Annotated in this window: 17 protein-coding genes and 1 riboswitch; of the genes, 7 read left to right on the top strand and 10 right to left on the bottom strand. The window is 35.4% G+C overall.

The window, feature by feature from the left end:
- The first annotated feature begins 113 nt into the window (after positions 1-113).
- The 4 genes from dapF to AN959_RS19365 are packed head-to-tail and all read left to right on the top strand — an operon-like array spanning position 114 to position 4804.
- The gene (dapF, locus tag AN959_RS19380; RefSeq protein ID WP_216598650.1) at positions 114-977 is read left to right on the top strand and encodes a diaminopimelate epimerase; all 864 of its coding nucleotides are present in this window, start codon (positions 114-116) and stop codon (positions 975-977) included.
- A gap of 28 nt (positions 978-1005) precedes the next feature.
- Entirely contained in the window at positions 1006-2343 is a 1338-nt protein-coding gene (locus AN959_RS19375; RefSeq protein WP_056833195.1) for a response regulator, read from the top strand.
- Positions 2340-3386 carry a HEAT repeat domain-containing protein gene (locus tag AN959_RS19370; protein WP_053591971.1) on the top strand — a complete coding sequence of 349 codons (1047 nt, stop codon included), beginning with the start codon at positions 2340-2342 and terminating at the stop codon, positions 3384-3386. Before AN959_RS19375 ends, AN959_RS19370 begins: the two co-directional genes overlap by 4 nt.
- Positions 3383-4804 carry a glycosyltransferase gene (locus tag AN959_RS19365; RefSeq protein WP_231687506.1) on the top strand — a complete coding sequence of 474 codons (1422 nt, stop codon included), beginning with the start codon at positions 3383-3385 and terminating at the stop codon, positions 4802-4804. Before AN959_RS19370 ends, AN959_RS19365 begins: the two co-directional genes overlap by 4 nt.
- 541 nt (positions 4805-5345) lie before the next feature.
- On the opposite strand, the gene AN959_RS19360 is transcribed toward AN959_RS19365, so the two are convergent.
- Entirely contained in the window at positions 5346-8540 is a 3195-nt protein-coding gene (locus AN959_RS19360) for a hypothetical protein (protein WP_056833194.1), read from the bottom strand.
- 161 nt (positions 8541-8701) lie between these two features.
- Between AN959_RS19360 and AN959_RS19355 the strand changes: the two genes are divergently transcribed.
- Positions 8702-9256 (top strand): 3D domain-containing protein, encoded by a 555-nt coding sequence (locus tag AN959_RS19355; RefSeq protein WP_056833192.1) that lies wholly within the window; start codon positions 8702-8704, stop codon positions 9254-9256.
- Positions 9257-9298: 42 nt separating this feature from the next.
- On the opposite strand, the gene AN959_RS19350 is transcribed toward AN959_RS19355, so the two are convergent.
- From AN959_RS19350 to AN959_RS19340, 3 genes are all read right to left on the bottom strand, one after another.
- Complete coding sequence (locus tag AN959_RS19350) at positions 9299-9919, bottom strand: NUDIX domain-containing protein (RefSeq protein WP_056833190.1); 621 nt, start codon at positions 9917-9919, stop codon at positions 9299-9301.
- A gap of 109 nt (positions 9920-10028) precedes the next feature.
- Positions 10029-10670, bottom strand: coding sequence for a FusB/FusC family EF-G-binding protein (locus AN959_RS19345; protein WP_056833188.1), 642 nt, complete (start codon positions 10668-10670; stop codon positions 10029-10031).
- A 150-nt stretch (positions 10671-10820) separates the two neighbouring features.
- Positions 10821-11084, bottom strand: coding sequence for a CD3324 family protein (locus AN959_RS19340; RefSeq protein ID WP_056833186.1), 264 nt, complete (start codon positions 11082-11084; stop codon positions 10821-10823).
- A 255-nt stretch (positions 11085-11339) separates the two neighbouring features.
- Here AN959_RS19340 and AN959_RS19335 point away from each other — a divergent pair, with 255 nt between their 5' ends.
- A complete protein-coding gene (locus AN959_RS19335) occupies positions 11340-12476 on the top strand; it encodes a polysaccharide deacetylase (RefSeq protein ID WP_056833184.1) in 1137 nt (378 codons plus the stop codon).
- Positions 12477-12611: 135 nt separating this feature from the next.
- Here the strand turns inward: AN959_RS19335 and AN959_RS19330 are convergent, their stop codons facing one another.
- Together AN959_RS19330 and AN959_RS19325 are read right to left on the bottom strand one after the other, a co-directional pair.
- Positions 12612-12860 (bottom strand): DUF3006 domain-containing protein, encoded by a 249-nt coding sequence (locus AN959_RS19330; RefSeq protein ID WP_056833182.1) that lies wholly within the window; start codon positions 12858-12860, stop codon positions 12612-12614.
- Positions 12847-14061, bottom strand: coding sequence for an MBL fold metallo-hydrolase (locus tag AN959_RS19325; protein WP_056833180.1), 1215 nt, complete (start codon positions 14059-14061; stop codon positions 12847-12849). The genes AN959_RS19330 and AN959_RS19325 overlap by 14 nt, the downstream gene beginning before the upstream one ends.
- 101 nt (positions 14062-14162) lie before the next feature.
- Positions 14163-14207: riboswitch (PreQ1 riboswitch) on the top strand.
- Between the two features lie 7 nt (positions 14208-14214).
- Between AN959_RS19325 and AN959_RS19320 the strand changes: the two genes are divergently transcribed.
- Positions 14215-14697, top strand: coding sequence for a QueT transporter family protein (locus AN959_RS19320; RefSeq protein WP_056833178.1), 483 nt, complete (start codon positions 14215-14217; stop codon positions 14695-14697).
- Positions 14698-14895: 198 nt separating this feature from the next.
- On the opposite strand, the gene AN959_RS19315 is transcribed toward AN959_RS19320, so the two are convergent.
- The 4 genes from AN959_RS19315 to AN959_RS19300 all read right to left on the bottom strand — a co-directional run bounded on the left by AN959_RS19315 (position 14896) and on the right by AN959_RS19300 (position 18545).
- Entirely contained in the window at positions 14896-15795 is a 900-nt protein-coding gene (locus tag AN959_RS19315) for a glycine betaine ABC transporter substrate-binding protein (protein ID WP_056833176.1), read from the bottom strand.
- A 6-nt stretch (positions 15796-15801) separates the two neighbouring features.
- Positions 15802-16446, bottom strand: a complete 645-nt coding sequence (locus tag AN959_RS19310) for an ABC transporter permease (RefSeq protein WP_056833175.1) — start codon at positions 16444-16446, stop codon at positions 15802-15804.
- Entirely contained in the window at positions 16447-17409 is a 963-nt protein-coding gene (locus AN959_RS19305) for an ABC transporter ATP-binding protein (protein WP_056833173.1), read from the bottom strand.
- Between the two features lie 116 nt (positions 17410-17525).
- Entirely contained in the window at positions 17526-18545 is a 1020-nt protein-coding gene (locus AN959_RS19300; protein WP_056833171.1) for an LLM class flavin-dependent oxidoreductase, read from the bottom strand.
- Positions 18546-18610: the final 65 nt, after the last annotated feature.

Raw genomic sequence — 18610 nt, 5'->3', positions numbered from 1 at the left:
TGGCAGTCGCAATAATATCTACTTTTGCGACTGTTTTTTCTATAGTCATCCATTGACCATGTTGGTTTGTAGTAACTATAATGAATGAAATTGTATTAATAAGGAGATTTCAAATAATGAATATTACATTTACAAAAATGCATGGCTGTGGAAATGATTATATCTATATAAATTGTTTAGAAAACATGATCGAAAATCCTGAAGGACTTAGTCGTTTAGTTTCAGATAGACATTTTGGAATTGGTGGAGATGGTGTTGTATTAATATGCCCATCTGATATTGCGGATGCAAAAATGAGAATGTTTAATGCGGATGGTAGTGAAGGTAAAATGTGTGGTAATGCCATTCGTTGTGTTGCAAAGTATTTATATGATTATCAGATTGTCCCGAAAAATACGATGAATATTGATACTTTAAGTGGTGTAAAAATTATTCAAGTTTTTGCCGATAATAACAAAATGACTTCTGCTACTGTTGACATGGGAAAACCGAATTTAAATCCTTCCGCATTACCTATCTTAATCGATCAAACTGAAAGTATAGTGAATATGCCATTTACGATTGAAAATGAAAACTACCATATTACTACTGTATCTATGGGAAATCCTCATTGCGTAATTATAACTGAAAATATAGAATCTATTAATCTTCCATTAGTAGGTCCAACATTCGAATTTAATCCTGTCTTCCCTGAGAGTGTGAACACTGAATTTATTGAAATAGTAAGTCGCACTTCTATTAATATGCGTGTTTGGGAACGTGGCAGTGGAGAAACATTAGCTTGTGGAACAGGAGCTTGCGCTGCAGTTGTTGCAGCAGTCTTAAATGGTCATTGTGATTTTGACACAGATATTGAAGTAAATCTTTTAGGTGGGAAGCTTATAATTAGATATTCTGATCATGGAGTATTTATGACCGGACCTGCTACTACAGTGTTTAAAGGTGAAATAGAGTGGAATGGTTCTTTCATTAACTAATATTGATAATATGTAAGGAGGTTTTCAGTTGTTCACTAATAACTCAACTATTAATTCTCACAACAAACTGGGACTTCTTTTGTTAATTGCAGCAGATTTAGTGGAAGTATCTTCTATTAAAGACGACTTAGAAAAGGAAGGCTACACAATCTTAGTAGCACCTAATGTTGAAAAAGGAATTGACTTATTTAATACAAACGAAATTGATGTTTGTTGTATTTCAGCAAATATGTCTGATTCTTCGACTCTTTCTTTTTTAGATAAAATGAAGCAGACTGCTCAAGTCCGTTTTATTCCAATAATTGTATTGAATTTTAATAATGAATTTTCTTCGATAAAAACGGAGTTCATCCGTCATGGAGCTGCGGATATGATACATCCTAGACAAGGAAACCATCTCCTTCTTGCAATCGTTTCAAACTTTTTATCACATCGAAATTTTATTAAGCACCTTCAATCGATTGATCCGCTTACAGGTGCACTTAACTATGCAAGCTTTGAAAAGAAAGCGCTCGATTTAATAGACAATTTTAATAATGAAGGCACCACTTTTTCCGTCTCAATAATAGAAGTACATCATATACAACAGATGAATAAAGACTTTGGATTTTCTTATACAAATGAGATACTAAGCACTTTTAGTGAATTGATGCACACTAACATTCAATCCAAAGAAAGCTTTTATCGATTACACGGGGGAACCTTTGCTCTCCTTCATCCAACAACTAAAGAGAATGAAGCACTTGAAAAATTGGACAAATTAAATAAAACCTTTGTTTCTAACACTTATTATAAAGATGGTCAAAGCTTTCATATTCAAATTGTATCAGGTGTTGCAGAATGGAACTCTTCTTATAACCATATTCAGCAGCTAGTAGTGAATGGCAAGCAGGCTTTGAGTGTTGCCAAGCAATCCACTGAGCCAACATGTATTTCATATAATAATATGAACTTAGAGTCTATTATGCCAATCGTCCGCGTCATTATTGTAGATGATAACAAACTGAGTAGAACGATGCTAGAAAAACAATTTCTATCATGGAAATCCCCTCGATTTCATATAGAAGTCTCTGTATATGATAACGGGTATGAGTTTATACACTCTGATTGGTATCATCCAACAGATTATCATATCCTCCTTTTAGATGTTGTAATGCCTAAAATGGATGGTTTAGAAGTTTTAAATCACATAAGAGAAGAGTATCCAAACGACCGTATCATCATATCAATGCTTACTTCCCGAAACAGCAATCAAGATATTTTACATGCTTTAAAAAGAGGTGCAGACGATTATTTAGTTAAGCCTTTCCAACCACAGGAAGTACTCGCTCGAATTCAACGCCTTGCCAGTAGGTTGTTTGTATGATTATAGAAATGATTTACTTCTATTGGGTTATTGGTATTCTTTTAGGATTTCAATTACTATTATTAGCTCTGCTATGCATTAGAAAGTGGCTCAGAAACAGAGAGAATGATAGACAAGACAAAGTGTATGAAGACAATCTAGAGCTTTTTGTGGACTATCTAATGTCAGAAAACTGGATGATACCTAAGGCCCTTGTAATTAGAGCGAATTTTGAAGTGGCAGAACGTATTTTTAGTGAAACATTTACAGATGTTAAAGATGCGCATATACGAGAGAAACTCGAGCAAGCAGCAGAATCTATATTCGCTGAAACCTATTTAAAACGAATGAAAAGAGGAACTTGGTCTACACGAGTAAATACACTATACTTCATCGAGGATTTTAAACTTATATCGTTAAAGCCTTTTCTCCAAGACCACTTATCGAAATTAAAAGTGTGGGATGAGGAAAAGAATCAAACTGTCCGAGCACTTGCAGCATTAAATGACCTTTCCATTGTTGATTATTTAAATAGAGATAGAACTGCAACATTACAACATTATTTAGATGTATTTAGTAGATTGAATGAGGATACTTTTGGAAATGCTATAAAACTGAGTAAAGAAAGCTATAATCCGATGTGCAGGATAGCCATTCTTTCCTTTATTGGGCTTACAAAAAATCTACGTTACCAACCATTATTAGAAGATGAATTACAAAATGAAAATTTGGAAATGCGTATACAAGCGCTTAAAGGCCTTTATAGGTTGAATTATATAAGCAATATCGAACTACTCATCCCATTTTTCGAATCCTCTTCATGGCAAGAAAGAATGTTCAGTTGTCGTATTTCCGGAGTACTAATGTTGGAAGTCTTTGAGCCATTTTTAGTTAAATTATTGGGAGATAGAGAATGGTGGGTTCGTAATGCGGCTGCAGAATCCATTCTTCAAATATTCGGAGAGGATAAACTTTATTTTCTTTCAAAGAATCATTCCGATTTATATGCAAGAGATATGGCAGTACAATGGATCACTTCCAAAAAAGGGGGAAGTAAGGATTGAAGGATATTGTTATTTTCTTATTTCAAGTAACCTCCTACTTCATCATATTTTATATGGGATTTACTTCAATTAGTTACATCGTTTTGTTTTTATTTTCCATGAAAAATGTTATGCGTGAAGGAAGACTTATTAAGACGGAATCACTTGAAGATATGGCAGTGAGCGAAAGAACATATCCAGTTTCTATCATTGTTCCTGCCTATAACGAAGAAGTTGGAGTAGTTAGCACTGTTCGTTCATTGTTAGCACTCAATTATCCTGAATATGAGATCATTGTGGTAGATGATGGTTCAAAAGATGGAACGTTATTAAAATTAATCGAAGAGTTTAAATTAGAAAAAATAGAACTGGCTGTTCGAGAACATATGAAAACCCAACAGATACAATCCTCTTATCGTTCGACAATTTATTCAACCGTTATGGTCGTCTCTAAAACTAACGGTGGAAAAGCAGATGCTTTAAATTGCGGTATAAATGTATCCAAGTATCCATATTTTTGTGCAATCGATGGAGATTCTATATTAGAGAATGATGCTTTATTGAAGGTAATGAAACCAGTAATCGATTCGGAAGGTAAAACGGTTGCAGTTGGTGGTTCCGTACGAATTGCAAATGGGACTACCATTTCGCGAAGTAAGGTGGAGTCAATTGATCTACCTAAAAACCCCTTAGTCATCTTGCAAATCGTGGAATATTTTAGAGGTTTTTTAATTGGGAGACTAGGATTTACTAAAATTAATCAGCTTCTTATTATTTCAGGGGCATTTGGCCTATTTCATAAAAATACGGTGATAAAATCGGGTGGATATAAAGTAGATACTGTAGGAGAAGATATGGAACTTATCGTTCGCCTACATCGAATTATTAAAGAGCAAAAACTCGATCTTCAATTAAAATATATTCCCGATCCAGTTTGTTGGACGGAAGCACCTGACTCCTTTAGAGTATTGAAATCTCAAAGAATTAGATGGCAAAGAGGCTTAGCAGAAACATTAAATGCACATAAAAAGATGTTTTTAAACCCCAAATATGGACTACTCGGATTCATCGGCTTTCCTTATTTTTTTACAGTCGAATTATTAGGTGCAGTTATGGAATTGATTGGATATATTTTAATAGTTGGTGGAGTATTTTTTGGCTTTTTAGATCCTTACATTGTAACAATACTATTATTGGTTACAATGCTTTACGGATCATTCATCTCAGCTTTATCTATTCTTCTAGAGGAGCTTACTATGTTTAAATATCCAAAGGTGAAGCATTTATTATTGTTATTCTTTTGGGCATTAACAGAGTCCTTTTGGTTCCGTCCCCTTCTAGTTATTTGGCGATTTGAGGGCTTGATTAAATCATTTCGTAGAAAAGAGGCGGAATGGGGAAAAATGGATAGAAAAGGAATATCTTCAGATTCCAAATAAAAAATATGGCTATCCCAAAAGAAAGAAAATCATTAAAATGGCTCCCTTTCCGCGGGCGTTTCCTCAGCCTCCTAGGCCAACACGATGTTGGTCATGCAATAGTTGCCGCAAAATCTTTTGCGACGAGCTTTGCGCAGGAGCAGGATGCAGCGAACTCTTAGATTGCCTTCCCCTCAACTGTGGGGTCTTCGGCTAACGCTATTCCCGCCGCCGGAGTGTCACCTTTTTCAACGATTTTCTAGAAATTAAAAAGTAGAATAAGGGTTTTTTAAAAGTTTCCACTCTACTTTTTAGTTTTTTAGACAACTCCATCTCGCTTGTTTCATCTAGATTGGACACTTTGGATGCACTTTCGCAACTAAAGTGTCCTAATTTTATCTAATATAACTATTTTCAGTACCCTTCACACAAAAGCGAAAGCGCTCGAATTCGTTCGCCGAAAGCGAGCTTATGCTTTGGAAAACCCATAGAATAATATATAAAATAAAGGGCTGCCCTCAAAAGTCGTTTTTCAATAACTTATGGGACTGCCCTATTTTTTTTAGTTTACTTCTTTAAATTTGTCTTGCAGAATATAATAAGATTTTTTTAAGCGTTCCTTTGATTGTGGTGCTTCCCACTTATCCCAATTGTATCGAGCTACAGACTTAAAAGGGATTACCCCATCCTTCATTTTTGGAAAGGTGTGCAATTTACCATTTTTTCTAAAGGTAAAAGCAACGCCTAAATCCTCTATTTCTAAGTTAGTTTCTAGTCCGTCTTTATATAAATCTGATAGGACTATTTTTGAACTTGGATCCTTCACGTTTAATAATAACCAGGGAATCCTCATCTCTAATACACCTGTTTTAGGATCAGCATAATAATCAGCTAATGAATAATAATCCTTTGCTGACGAATTACTATTTCCATACTGTAATTTTCCGGTTTCATAGCTTTCAAATGGAAGCTCTTTACCTGTGTCTGGCCTAACTAACCCTTTATTTAAAGCATAACGAATTGGGTTAAATACACCGGTACTTTTTGTTGGTATAGGCTCGCTTTCAGGAATCATTTGTAATACATGTCCATATTGATAAAGAAACGAATCGTAATAAGCATCTACGTATAAATTCGCTTTTTCTTTACTTTGTATATTTGCCCAAAAATCAATAACTGGTCGATCGAGTTGAATACTTGGTTGGCCTTCTATAACATCTGTTCCACTTTTTGGCGTTACATCGAATAAAATATTTACTTCGTTTTGATCAAACCAGTCACCTTTTTTGCTAGATTTCTGATCTAATCGAATATACAGATACGCCTCATCATGTGTGATAAAAGCAGATTGAATTGGTTCTTCCGACGATTGATAAACTGGTTCAATTCCTTTCCAATCATCCGAATTTCCATCCAATTTTATTTTTAATGTATTAAAACTAAGCAACCCAAAGTTCTGTTCATTTGTTTGTAAATTGGACCAAAACGGCCGTCGATTCGGATCGTCCAAGTCCATTGTGTTCCATGTCCGTTTAAACCACTCATCCTGCCAAGTAAAGATGAGTCCCCCCATCATTCCCTCTTCTAAAATATCCTCATATAATGAGACTAATATTTCTCCTTGTTCCTTTTCTGAATGACCTCCCTGATTCCAACCAAAAGGGTTCAAATGTGTTATACCTCGAGATGCAGGAATTCCAAATTCAGAAATGAGAATTGGCATAGAGTGGCTTGCTTTTAGGTCATGTAAATACCCTGCGTAATTATTTTTATTACCTCGATGATCGATATACTCAGTATACTTTTCTTCTAAATTTAAAAAATCTGGGTAGTATGGATATACATGATACGAAGCGAATAAGCCAGGTAAATCTTGCCCTTCTTTTATCTTTATATGGTTTGGATCAACGGAAGCCATGTCTTCTTTTTCTAAAGGTTCCGCTGGCTGGTTTAAATTATCTGTTGAAACCCAGTTTGTAAAGCTCATTGGTCTTGTCCAACTATACACCTCTGCTTCATATTTCATTAAAGTATCCATTTGCTCAGCTAACCATATCTCAAATCCTTCCGCTTGGTCTGTCTTGATATAAGAGCCATCAAACTGGGGGAGGTTTGCATAAACTGTTTTCATATTATCTACCATTAAAGGGTACCACTCTATTCCAATCATCCACCCGATTACGTATGGAGAAATATCTGAGTCATATGTTCCATGTGCATGCCCAACCTTTTCTGACACTTCTGCTATACCGTGAATTACATCAACCATCTGCTTATACTCTTTCTGAAAAGTCTCTGTAATCTCAGGCGTATATGCATCTAATGTTTCCTCCAACGGCCCCTCATCAATCCATACCCCATGGAAAACATAAATAGGTTTTTCATGCGTCTCATTATAATGCTTAAGCGCTTTATAAAAAGCTGGTGGGTGGAGTGTATAAACCCTAATCGTATTAGCGTTCATTTCACCGATGTATTCAAGCCAACGTGCATATTCTTCTCTTGTAATAGCAGCTTCTCCAGGAAATGCTCCTGGTTTTCCCATTCCAAGATTCACACCTTTTATCGTCATCGTTTCCCATTTATTATTTCTGTACACTTCAAACTTATCCTTTGAAATTCGACTATTATATGTTAACCCTTCTTTTGTTTTCACAGTGCTCAATGTCTGTGTCTTATCCACCATCTTTTCTTGCTCAAAAGATTCTATATCTTTTAGGATAGATGTCATAATAGGTACATAAACTTGCCAATAGAAACTCTCTCCCGGAAATAAAAAATCTACAGTCAACATTTCTCTAATTTTAGTGAACCCTTTATATTGGTAGATTCCTGGAATTTTCTCTACTGTACTGAAATTACCTGCAATGTAATAGCTATTCGTTGCATTCTGTTTTTTCATTACTATAGCTGGTGAGTTGGAGGAAATCCCGATTTTTTGGAGTATCTTTTTTCCTTTTTCCGTTGTATCTATTTCAAATTCTGCAAGTATTTTAGCATCTGCCTCTGAATCTATAATGTCAAACCAACCATTGTACATACTCGCTTTACTAATAGAGAACGTTTCTTCACCTTGTTGGGTAGTTTTGAATAATAAACCGTGTTTTTGAAGAGTCCCTTCATTCACCGAAAGCACTTCAACTTCTTCTGAGGATTCATTATAAAAAATAATACCTTCTCCATCAAAACTCCATTTTTTATTATTTTTTTCATAGGCATTTACAACCCATTTCGGTACCTCTCCGTCATTCAGTGCTAATGACTTGCCATACTTAGCAATCCAACCCGTTTGTTTAATACCCAAATATTTGGATGCTTTATCTCTTACATTATTAGAAATTGAATTATATTCCACTACTAGAGTTGCGTGTTTATCCTCATTTGCTGATTGAATGGATGTCCACTCTTCATTTGTTAATCCACCTTTTAAATCTTTTTCGTCTACACCATATGTATCTATTACATATATAAAATCCGAACCTGCTAAATTCGTAGGAAGTGGTTTTTCAATGTATTCGTTGTCCTCAAAAGTGTAGCCATAATAATCTTCAGAAGGATTATATTTTTTATTCTTTTCATTATTTATTTTCAAATAGTCTAGTAGCCAAAAGAATCCTTGGTGTTCACTAATATTCCCATGCGGAGTTGTTTTATTTATTACAGTAATGTTACGTTGTTTATCATCAGACATAAACCAAAATAACCACGGCAATAATAATAAAGTCCCTATTAAAATTATCCATTTTACAAATTTCATTGAAATCAGCCCTCTTTCGATAGTACTTTTCCAATATACACGATTCATAATATAGCAACAATATATCTACTATTTGTAATGCTATTGGTAAATTACCGTAATATTCCTGTAACAATATATTGCTAATATATGATTAGACTAAATAGCAAGGGGTAGAGTATTTGAAGAAAATTCTTGGATCACTCATAATCACAATCGTACTATTAGTCAGCGGAGTAACACAAGGCTTCGCAGCTACTACCGTTCACACAGTAAATAAAGGCGAAACTTTATATTCTATTTCCAAAAAGTATAATGTATCAATCGCCAACTTAAAGTCTTGGAATAACTTAAAATCAGATAGTATCAAAGCGAAACAAAAACTTAAAATAACAGGCAAGGAAAAAACAAAAAATCCTTCTAGATCCGATTCAGAGGACAAGGTTGCAAAAGAAATTGTTGTATCTGCGAGCGCTTTTACTGCAAATTGCAATGGCTGCTCAGGTGTTACAAGTACAGGAATTAACTTAAAGCGTAATCCAGATATAAAAGTAATCGCAGTCGACCCTGAAGTTATCAAGCTTGGCACAAAAGTGTATGTAGAAGGCTATGGCTATGCTATTGCTGGTGATACAGGTAGTGCAATTAAGGGAAACAAAATTGATGTATTTTTCTCTTCTAAAAAAGAGGCATATAAATGGGGCCGTAAATCTGTAACTATAAAAATATTAGAATAAAATAAAAGCCAACTTTCTATTAAGGAAGTTGGTTTTATTATGTCATAGAAGTGCTTGAATTCCTAAAATAACTGCTTTGTAATAAGAGTCCTCATGTGGAACAAAGGAGTCCCTTCCAACTATTTTTTTTAGTGGAATCCTTTCTCCTAATTCATTCAACTGATATCCCTCGACTTCAATGGCAAGAACTTCATTCCTCCAAAGTGCTGTAAACTGTTTAAAATCCGTCCTTACTATTCCTGAAACTTCTTCTACTTGGAGGTTAAAATCTTCAAAATTTACATTATTATTATATATAAAGACATTCGCTAACTCGTTGTCTATAAGTTCTCCTGTTGTGACGGAATAATCTATCACACCGAGCGGAACGAGCTCGTCAAAAGTTACCTCTATTCCAAGTTCTTCTCGTACCTCTCGTATACCGTCAACCACATTTTCAGTAGCCATTAAATGTCCAGCCGCAGTAATGTCTAGTAAACTAGGATAATCTTTTTTAGTTTCACTTCGAATTTGTAAATATATATACCCTTTCCCTTCCTCACTACAAATAAACCAACAATGAAACGTTTCATGCCACAATCCAAGCTGATGAACTTTTTCTCGTGTCGCTGTTCCTATTTCTAATCTATTTTCATCAAATATTTTCAGTATTTCATTTTCCATTTATAAATCCTCCTTATATGACAATTATATTACAGGTGCCTGGCACCAAAACAAACGTGAAAAACGTGAATGTTTAAACATTCACGTTTGTTTTGGTTATACATACAATTTAAGAGCCGATGATTAATTCTACAAATTCATCTAGTTTGTCATGGGAAAGTAAATTTTGATTACATTTATGGCTGTCCTGGCAAATGTAGTTCCCTCTTTTAATATAGGCGTCTTGTGTCGCACCTTTTGTGGCAGAAGTAAACATACCAATCTCTTCAAAGCGATTACATATAGTACATATTCCTTTTTTGTTGGAATTTTTATAGCCACCGGAAATCCCTATAAGCTTACCATGTCGTTCTACTATTAAGTATTTTTTATTCGTCCCTTTGTCCAACCATCCCAAATAAGATATTTCACTAAAGTCTACTTGTTCTAATGAAGGCATTTTTAGTTTTTTTGCTTTTGGGAATAATTTCTTTATTGTTTGTTCTTTTATTTCTCTAAAAGGAACTACATAGGGTTTTATTTTCTCCAAGAATACTTCCGCATCTGATTTTTCCTTTACTTCAACTATTGGATTTAGTAATAGTTTTTGATCTTCATGTAACTCTTCGAACAGCCCTAAAACTTTTTCAATCGTTAGCGACTTTAATGCATTTAATACAGCTTGATCATTTACAGTTGCATGCCCATTAATTAAGTTTTGTGTCTGATATTTAATAAAGTTGTATTGATCACTTTTTATGAAAGGATTCATTTCCATCCCTCCTATTTCATTTTTTAACAAATCATTTCTAATTTATTGTAGCGGAAATGACTTTTTTTATAAATGGTAAAGATGGCTATGAAATGTTCTCGACATATTAAAAGCTGATAACCCTGTATAAAAGGGTCACCAGCTCCTGATTTATTTAGAATAAATGATTTTTTTAACAGTTTCAACAGAAAGAAAATGTTCTGTAGCAAGCTGATTCATCGGAACTCCATTTTTATAAGCTTGCTTAAGATAGGCATTTCGTTCGTCAATACGCTTTCTTTCTCCTGAAAGCGCCCCCCACTGTTTATAACTCTTTTCTGGTTTCGGAATATAAATTGTTTCCCCTTGAATATACTTTTGAATTTCCTTCACAAGCTCCTCAGGTAAAACAGAATTCGCTTTTATATAAGTCATTGCGCTCGCTCCCTTATTTTTATCACTTTCAATAAGGTGCAAAGCCACAAGTTGAAATGGCGATTAATATTTATTTAATGACTCCCCACGCAAAGTATCGCCTTTCCAAAAATAGGCTTTGCATGAGACGTTGCGCTCTCTGGCAATTTACATCGATTTGCCATTACACTCACCCCCCTAGTAAATATCTTAATATAAGCATACCACGATTACAAAATACATATATTTTTTAGATGGCAAAAAATATATGAACAGGTGGTTATAATCATAAAAAAAATTACTATTCTATGTGCAGCTCTTTTCATCTCTTTTATTTTTAGTACAACCACTGGGCAAGCAGCAGTAGAAACACATTATGTTGGCTTTAATGATCAATTATTAGATTTTAGTGATGTACAAGTTATCAATGAAGACACGAAAGTTCCACTGGAAGAAATAGCAGCTTATTTAGATATTCCTTATGAAACAGAAAAAGGAAATACTTTCATACGAAAACAAAACTTAGAGATTATTTATAACGAAACATCGAACATAACTACTAAAAATGGAACGCCACTTAGTTCGGTTCCATTTGTGCGAATAGATGGAAAGCTGTTCATTAGTGTTAAATTTATTGCTACAGAAATAGGATATAAAATTGAAAACTTTCCAAAACAGAAAACACAGCGAATCTATAGAGATGACTGGATTCGTATGTCTCATGCAGAATATGAAGTTTATTTAAACCAACAGATGAAATCTAAACAAACACAAACAAAACCAGGAAAAGCAACTATTTACTTAACATTTGATGATGGACCAAATAAATTCACAGCAGTAAACAATGCCACTTTAAAAAAATATAAAGTGCCAGGTACTTTCTTCTTTTTAGGAAACAATATGAAAAAGAACTCCTCTATTATCAAATCTGTCGTAAAAGAAGGCCACTATATCGGAACACATAGCATGACACATGATAAAAACAAGGTCTACAAGTCCGCAAATTCTTTTATTAACGAAATGAACGAAGGAACCAAGCTAATAAAAGAAATGACCGGGTTGGATTCAAAACTCGTTCGAACCCCATACGGCAGCAAGCCCCATATAACGACAGCCATGAAAAATGAATTAATAAAAAATGACTACAAACTATGGGATTGGGACGTAGATTCACAGGACTGGAAATACACGGACAAACAAGCAAACCAAATCGTGAAAAACGTAAAAGTCGGAGTAGAAAAAGCCTTTAAATCAGGTGATAAAGACATCATCATCCTACTACACGACCGAAGCCAAACAACAAAAGCCCTACCCCAAATTATCGAGTGGCTTCAAAAAGAAGGCTATACACTAAAAACTTACGAACCCAAACAGCATATCGTCCAAAACTTCCTATATGACACATCCCTCTAACCAATTATTACAACAGTATTACTGGTGCCAGGCACCAAAACAAACACGAATAACACGAAAAACGTGATTAACATGAATGTTTGCAGATTCATGTTAATCACGTTTATTTTAATAATTATGAAAACTTCATTATTATTATTTATTACCGTTTTTTAATTGTTCTAATAAGCTTTGAATTTTGTCTCTTTGGCCCATTGTTTCCTTTTCATGAGATTCAATTTTATACGTATCACCCAAAACTGTTATGTAGACAATATCACCTTCCTCTAAAGGCACCTTTATCTGATCGCGAGCTACGAGAACGCTTTCTGTTTCATTTGGATGCTTTAAAAATACTGCATACTCACCATCAAAACGATCTAATGTATACTTATTTGACCTCACTTATAACCTCTCCCTTCTCATTTATCAAGCTAGCTGCATCTCCGTCGTTTCTCCAAACCTGTCTCTTTGTCCAATGAAGGTATCCATGACCTTCCTTGGCACTAGGACCACTTGTAATATAGATAGTTTTGCCAGCTTCTAAATCCATGTTTGGAAACGTAAATACTTGATTACCTTCCGTGGAGATAAGTTGCCAGCCCTCTAAATTTACGGCTTCATCCCCAGTATTTTTTATACCCACTATCTCCCCTTGTAAGTCCTTACTCAAAATCACGATGGATGGGGTGGATACCGTTTTTTTCGCTTCCACTTTGTCTGGACTGTCTTGGGTCGAAACAGAATAATCAACTCCGTTTGTCGTTACTACAATATTTCCAACTTCCGCTGTTGCATATGCTTGGGATTTCACTTTTTTAATATGGTTCACTACTTCTTGCTTTGGATGACCGTAGGAATTATCTTTTCCATAACTTAAGATTGTGACCTCTGGTTTAACTGCTCGAATAAAATCTTCTGAGGTGCTAGTGTCGGAGCCATGATGTCCTGCTTTCAAAAAAGTAGACTGCAGGTTGTATTGTTTCATCATGCTTTTTTCTACCTTAATATCCGCATCACCAGTTAAGAGAAATGATATTTCTCCATATTGCACTTTTAACACGATAGAAGCTTCATTATTATCATCCGATTCTTCTCCTACATTTAAAACAGTAATATCCATATTAGAATCTAATGAAATCTTATCCCCTTTATTTGGCACGACAAACGGGATTTTCTTATCAACTATAAGCTGAAGCATATTTTCATATGTCTGTGATGTATGTATTTTCCCTGAATCTATAAAATGATTAATTGAGATGGAATTTAACACAGCAAGAAGACCACCTATATGATCGGCATCCGGATGAGTTGCGACGACATAATCTAACTTCTTCACTCCCTGAGCGCGTAAGTAATCCACTACTTCTTTACCTGAGTCTCTCTTGCCACCATCTATTAACATAGTTTTTCCATCCGGTGATTGTATAAAAATGGAGTCCCCTTGTCCCACGTCAATAAAATGAACTCTCAATTCATTCCCAGGATTTATTTGGGTGGCAGACGTTTCCACTTTTGTATCAGTTTTTTCTGATTGCATCTCTGTCGTGCAGCCGAAAATGAGAAAAATCATGCATGCACTTAGTAATGTGAAAAAATGTTTCATATAAACCTTCCTTTTTTAATACTGTTTCCTATTTTAACATAGAATTTCTATAATCCTTGACATATGTCAAACCCTGTCATAGAATTAGCAATTGTGATTTATCAAACGTGGTTCGTGAACCTCCCACTTAAAAAAACTAAGGAGAAATGAATAATGAAAACTAAAACACTTGCTACAAGCGGTATTATTGCTGCTTTATATGTAGCGGTATCTTTACTGGTGGCACCATTTGCATTTGGAGCAATACAATTTCGTATAGCTGAGATGTTTAACCACCTTGTCGTGTTCAATAAAAAATATATTTTTGGTATTGTACTCGGTGTATTTGTAACAAATCTGTTTTCCCCACTCGGTTTATATGATTTAACTTTTGGGGTAGCACATTCGATTATCACTTTGTCCATCACTATTTTTGCATCCAAGTATATTAAGGGTCATATTCCTCGCATGATATTCAATACATTACTCTTTACTGTCACAATGTTTATCATTGCAATTGAATTAAACCTAGCATTGGGATTACCTTTCTTTTATACATGGCTTACTGTTGCAGCCGGTGAATTTGTCGTATTAGCAGTTGGTATTCCAGTAATAGCTGCTTTAAATAAACGCTTGAACTTTAAATCACTTTTGTAGGAAATATTTAGAGGGTGACTCAAAATAGGTCGTTAAAAACGACTTTTTGAAGTCACCCTCTTTCCTTTTGGGGTTTGTTCACTGATATGATTGGTTGCTCTAATATCACAATTGGTTGCTTTTATATAATGAATAGTTGCTCTCATACTCTATTTTGTTGCTCTTAACCAATTTTTAGTAAATAAATTGAGATAATTACTACTTATCAATTAACCCCTTCTCCACTAAGAAATCATGTGCGACATCTTCCGCCTTATCTCCATCGATATCCACCCGTGCATTCATTTTTAGCATATCTTCTTCAGATATTTTCCCTGCCAAATCATTTAGCACTTTTTCAAGCTCTGGAAACTTCTCCAATGCTTCCAAACGAACAACCGGCGCTGCATCGTACTTAGGGAAAAAGCCTAGGTCATCTTTTGTTGTTTGTAACTCAAAGCGTTCAATTCGACCATCTGTTGTAAATGCAGGAATAATATCCACGTCTCCATTTTTCACTGCCTCATACATGACGTTTGGGTCTAAACTTTCGGTTCTTGTGAAAGTAAATGGGTACGAATTAATAAAGTCATCATAGCCGTCTCCCTCACGCTCATAAAATGCATGAGGTGCACCAAATACCATATTTCCAGTTCTTGAAACTTCCACAAGATCCGAATACGTTTTTGCATCATACTCTTTATCCTTGGCATACGCGAGTGTGTACGTATTCTCAAAACCAAGTGGACTTAACCAAGTTGCTTGAAACTTTTCTTCATATCCTTTTTTCACTCGCTCTAAAACACTTTCAGAGCTTTCACCGACTTCCGACTCTTCCTTTAGCACATCCTTCAATCCTGTACCTGTATACTCCACATACAAATCAATATCGCCCTTTTCTAAGGCAGGAGTCATAATTGCTACCTCACCAAGACCTTCTTTATACTCAACATTATAGTCCGTCTTCGATTCAATATACTGTCCTAATATTTGAGGCAGAATAAATTGTTCTGTCCAAGGCTTTCCACTTATTACGAGTGTTTCCTCTGAGTTGGAGCTGGAGCAAGCCCCTAATAATAAAGATGCTGCAATCCCAATCGTTAATAATGATCTTTTCATTCCCGTTCATCCTCCTGTTTTCATACCTTTTGGTGTAGCTTTTCTCTCAATCCATTTCAAAGCAAAGTCAAACAAAATAGCCAATAAAGCAACAGGTAAGGCACCAGCTAGCACAAGAGAATTATTATATGACTGCAATCCCCGATATATGACATCTCCCAAGCCACCTGCTCCTACAAATGTTGCTAAAGTCGCTATTCCGACAGTTAAAACAGTTGCTGTTCGAATACCCGCCATAATAAACGGTAAGGCCAAAGGAAATTCAATTTGCCATAGAAGCTGGTTTTTAGTCATTCCCATCCCTTTACCTGCTTCTAATATCGAGCCATCAATACTTGTAACGCCTGTATATGTATTACGTAAAATCGGTAAAAGTGCGTAAATTATTAAAGCAATTAATGCTGTTTTAGCCCCAATCCCAATAAGAGGAACTAGAAATCCAAATAAAGCTAAACTAGGAATCGTTTGAAACACAGCAGTAATTCCAATTATCGGTTCGGCAAACTTGCGATACCTTGCAACGAAAATGCCTAATGGCAGGGCAATCGCAATGCCAATAGCAAGTGCAATAAAAGATAAGTAAATATGCTGAATAAAAGCTTCTTGGATTAAGTCTGATCTACTTTGAATAGTTTCTATAAAGCTTCGCATCTAAACCACCTCTTCCTTTGCAATAATTGCACGAAGAAGGACGGATTGATTTACATATCCTAGCGGTTCATTTCCCTTTTTAACTAACAAGCTCTTCACTGCATCATTATCTAGTAAAGCAATTGCTTCCTCTAACAATAAAGTGGCATCTACCTCTAAATAAGGTGTTTCCTTATCTTCTTCAAAGAACGTCGTAAACTCTTGTATTTCTCGCAATGAAAGGGACTTTCTTCTATTTATTCGCTCAATTCCTATGAAATCTTTTACAAAATTATTAATCGGTTTTTCTATTAACTCGGTTGGGGAGGCTATTTGCTCTATCTGTCCTTTCCTCATTACAATGATCGTATCTGCAATCTTTAAAGCCTCATCCATATCATGCGTGACAAAAACAATTGTCTTCTGAATCTTCTCTTGCAGATACTTTGTTTCTATTTGTAATTGCTCTCGACTAATTGGATCTAGAGCACTAAAAGGTTCATCCATTAAAACAATTTCCGGGTTTCCAGCTAAAGCCCTTACGACTCCAATACGCTGCTGTTGTCCTCCACTTAGCTCTAAAGGATACTTACCTAAAAACTGTTCCGGATCAAGCCCTACCATTTTCATAAGTGCATGAATTCGTTCGGTAGTTTTCTCTTTTGTCCACCCTATTAAATTTGGAACAAGTGATGCATTTTTTTCAATCGTCATATGTGGAAACAAACCTATACGTTGAATTACATAACCAATAGTTCTTCTGAGCTTTACCTCATCAAGCGAAGAAACTGCTTTACCATCTATAAACATTTCTCCTGAAGACGGCACTACTAAACGATTAATCATTTTCATTAAAGTTGTTTTCCCACAGCCACTCGGTCCTATAATTACAGTTAATTTCCCTTCTTCTATTGTTAAGGAAACATTATGTAAAGCCTCCGTACCGTCTTCAAATACTTTGGACACCTTCTCAAATCGAATCAACCATCTTTCCTCCTTCATACACTATATTTAACTGTTACTATATATACCCTAAAAAGTTGGATTAAAGCCTCTCTTAAAAATAAAAAACCAGATTCTACATTAGAATCTGGTATACATTATAAAGATTTCATACCCGTTACCTCGGCAACTATCTCATATGAACGCAGGCGAGCTTTTGGATCATATATCGTTGTATTGATAATCATTTCGTCGGCATCCGTTTCATCTAGAAATGCTTGAAGTTTTTCTTTTACTTCGTCTGGATTTCCGATAATTGTAGATTTCAACTGACTCAAAATACTTTCTTTCTCAAAAGTTGTCCAAATCCCTTCCATCGTTTCTACTGGAGGTTGTAATTGACTTGGCGTATTTCGAATAAGACTTAAAAACTGTAATTGATGAGATGTAGAAAGAATTTTTGCCTCTTCTGTAGTATTAGCTGCTATAACATTTAGCCCTACCATCGCATATGGTTTATCTAATACAGAGGATGGCTCAAAATAGTTGCGATACCTCTCTAAAGCAGGCAACGTATTTTGAGGTGAAAAATGACTTGCAAATGAAAATGGCAAACCTAATTGGGCAGCTAAAGTAGCACTAAAACCGCTAGAACCAAGCAACCAAATCGGAATGTCTTGCCCTTCCCCTGGTATCGCTCTCACTTTATTGAATCTCGAATCAACATCCAAATACCCTTGCAGTTCTTCTAATTGCTGAGGAAAATCTTGCCCATTATTTCTAGGATCTCTGCGTAATGCCATCATTGTCACTTGATCTGTACCAGGAGCTCGACCTAATCCTAAATCAATTCTCCCTGGATACATTGCCTCGAGTGTGCCAAACTGTTCTGCTATAACAAGGGGGGCATGGTTAGGAAGCATGATTCCACCAGAACCTACTCGGATTCTTTCTGTCGCCCCCGCTACATATCCAATGACAACCGAAGTAGCTGAACTTGCGATGCCAGGCATACTATGATGCTCCGCTAACCAAAATCGATTATACCCCCATTTTTCTGCATGTTGTGCTAAGTTTTTTGTATGTTGAAATGCTTCGCCTGGATTGCCACCTTGTGTAATTGGCGCTAAATCCAATACAGAGAATTTAATCTGATCTAATGATTTTTTTTCGCTCAATTTATCTCACTTCTTTCTAGCATTAAAAAATGCTAATTAAAAGATAGCGTACATTTTCAAAAATA

It is taken from the genome of Psychrobacillus sp. FJAT-21963 (genome assembly GCF_001420585.1).
GTDB lineage: Bacteria > Bacillota > Bacilli > Bacillales_A > Planococcaceae > Psychrobacillus.
The sequence above is the reverse complement of the archived record's forward strand: the minus strand, read 5'-3'. Positions and strand labels throughout refer to the sequence as shown.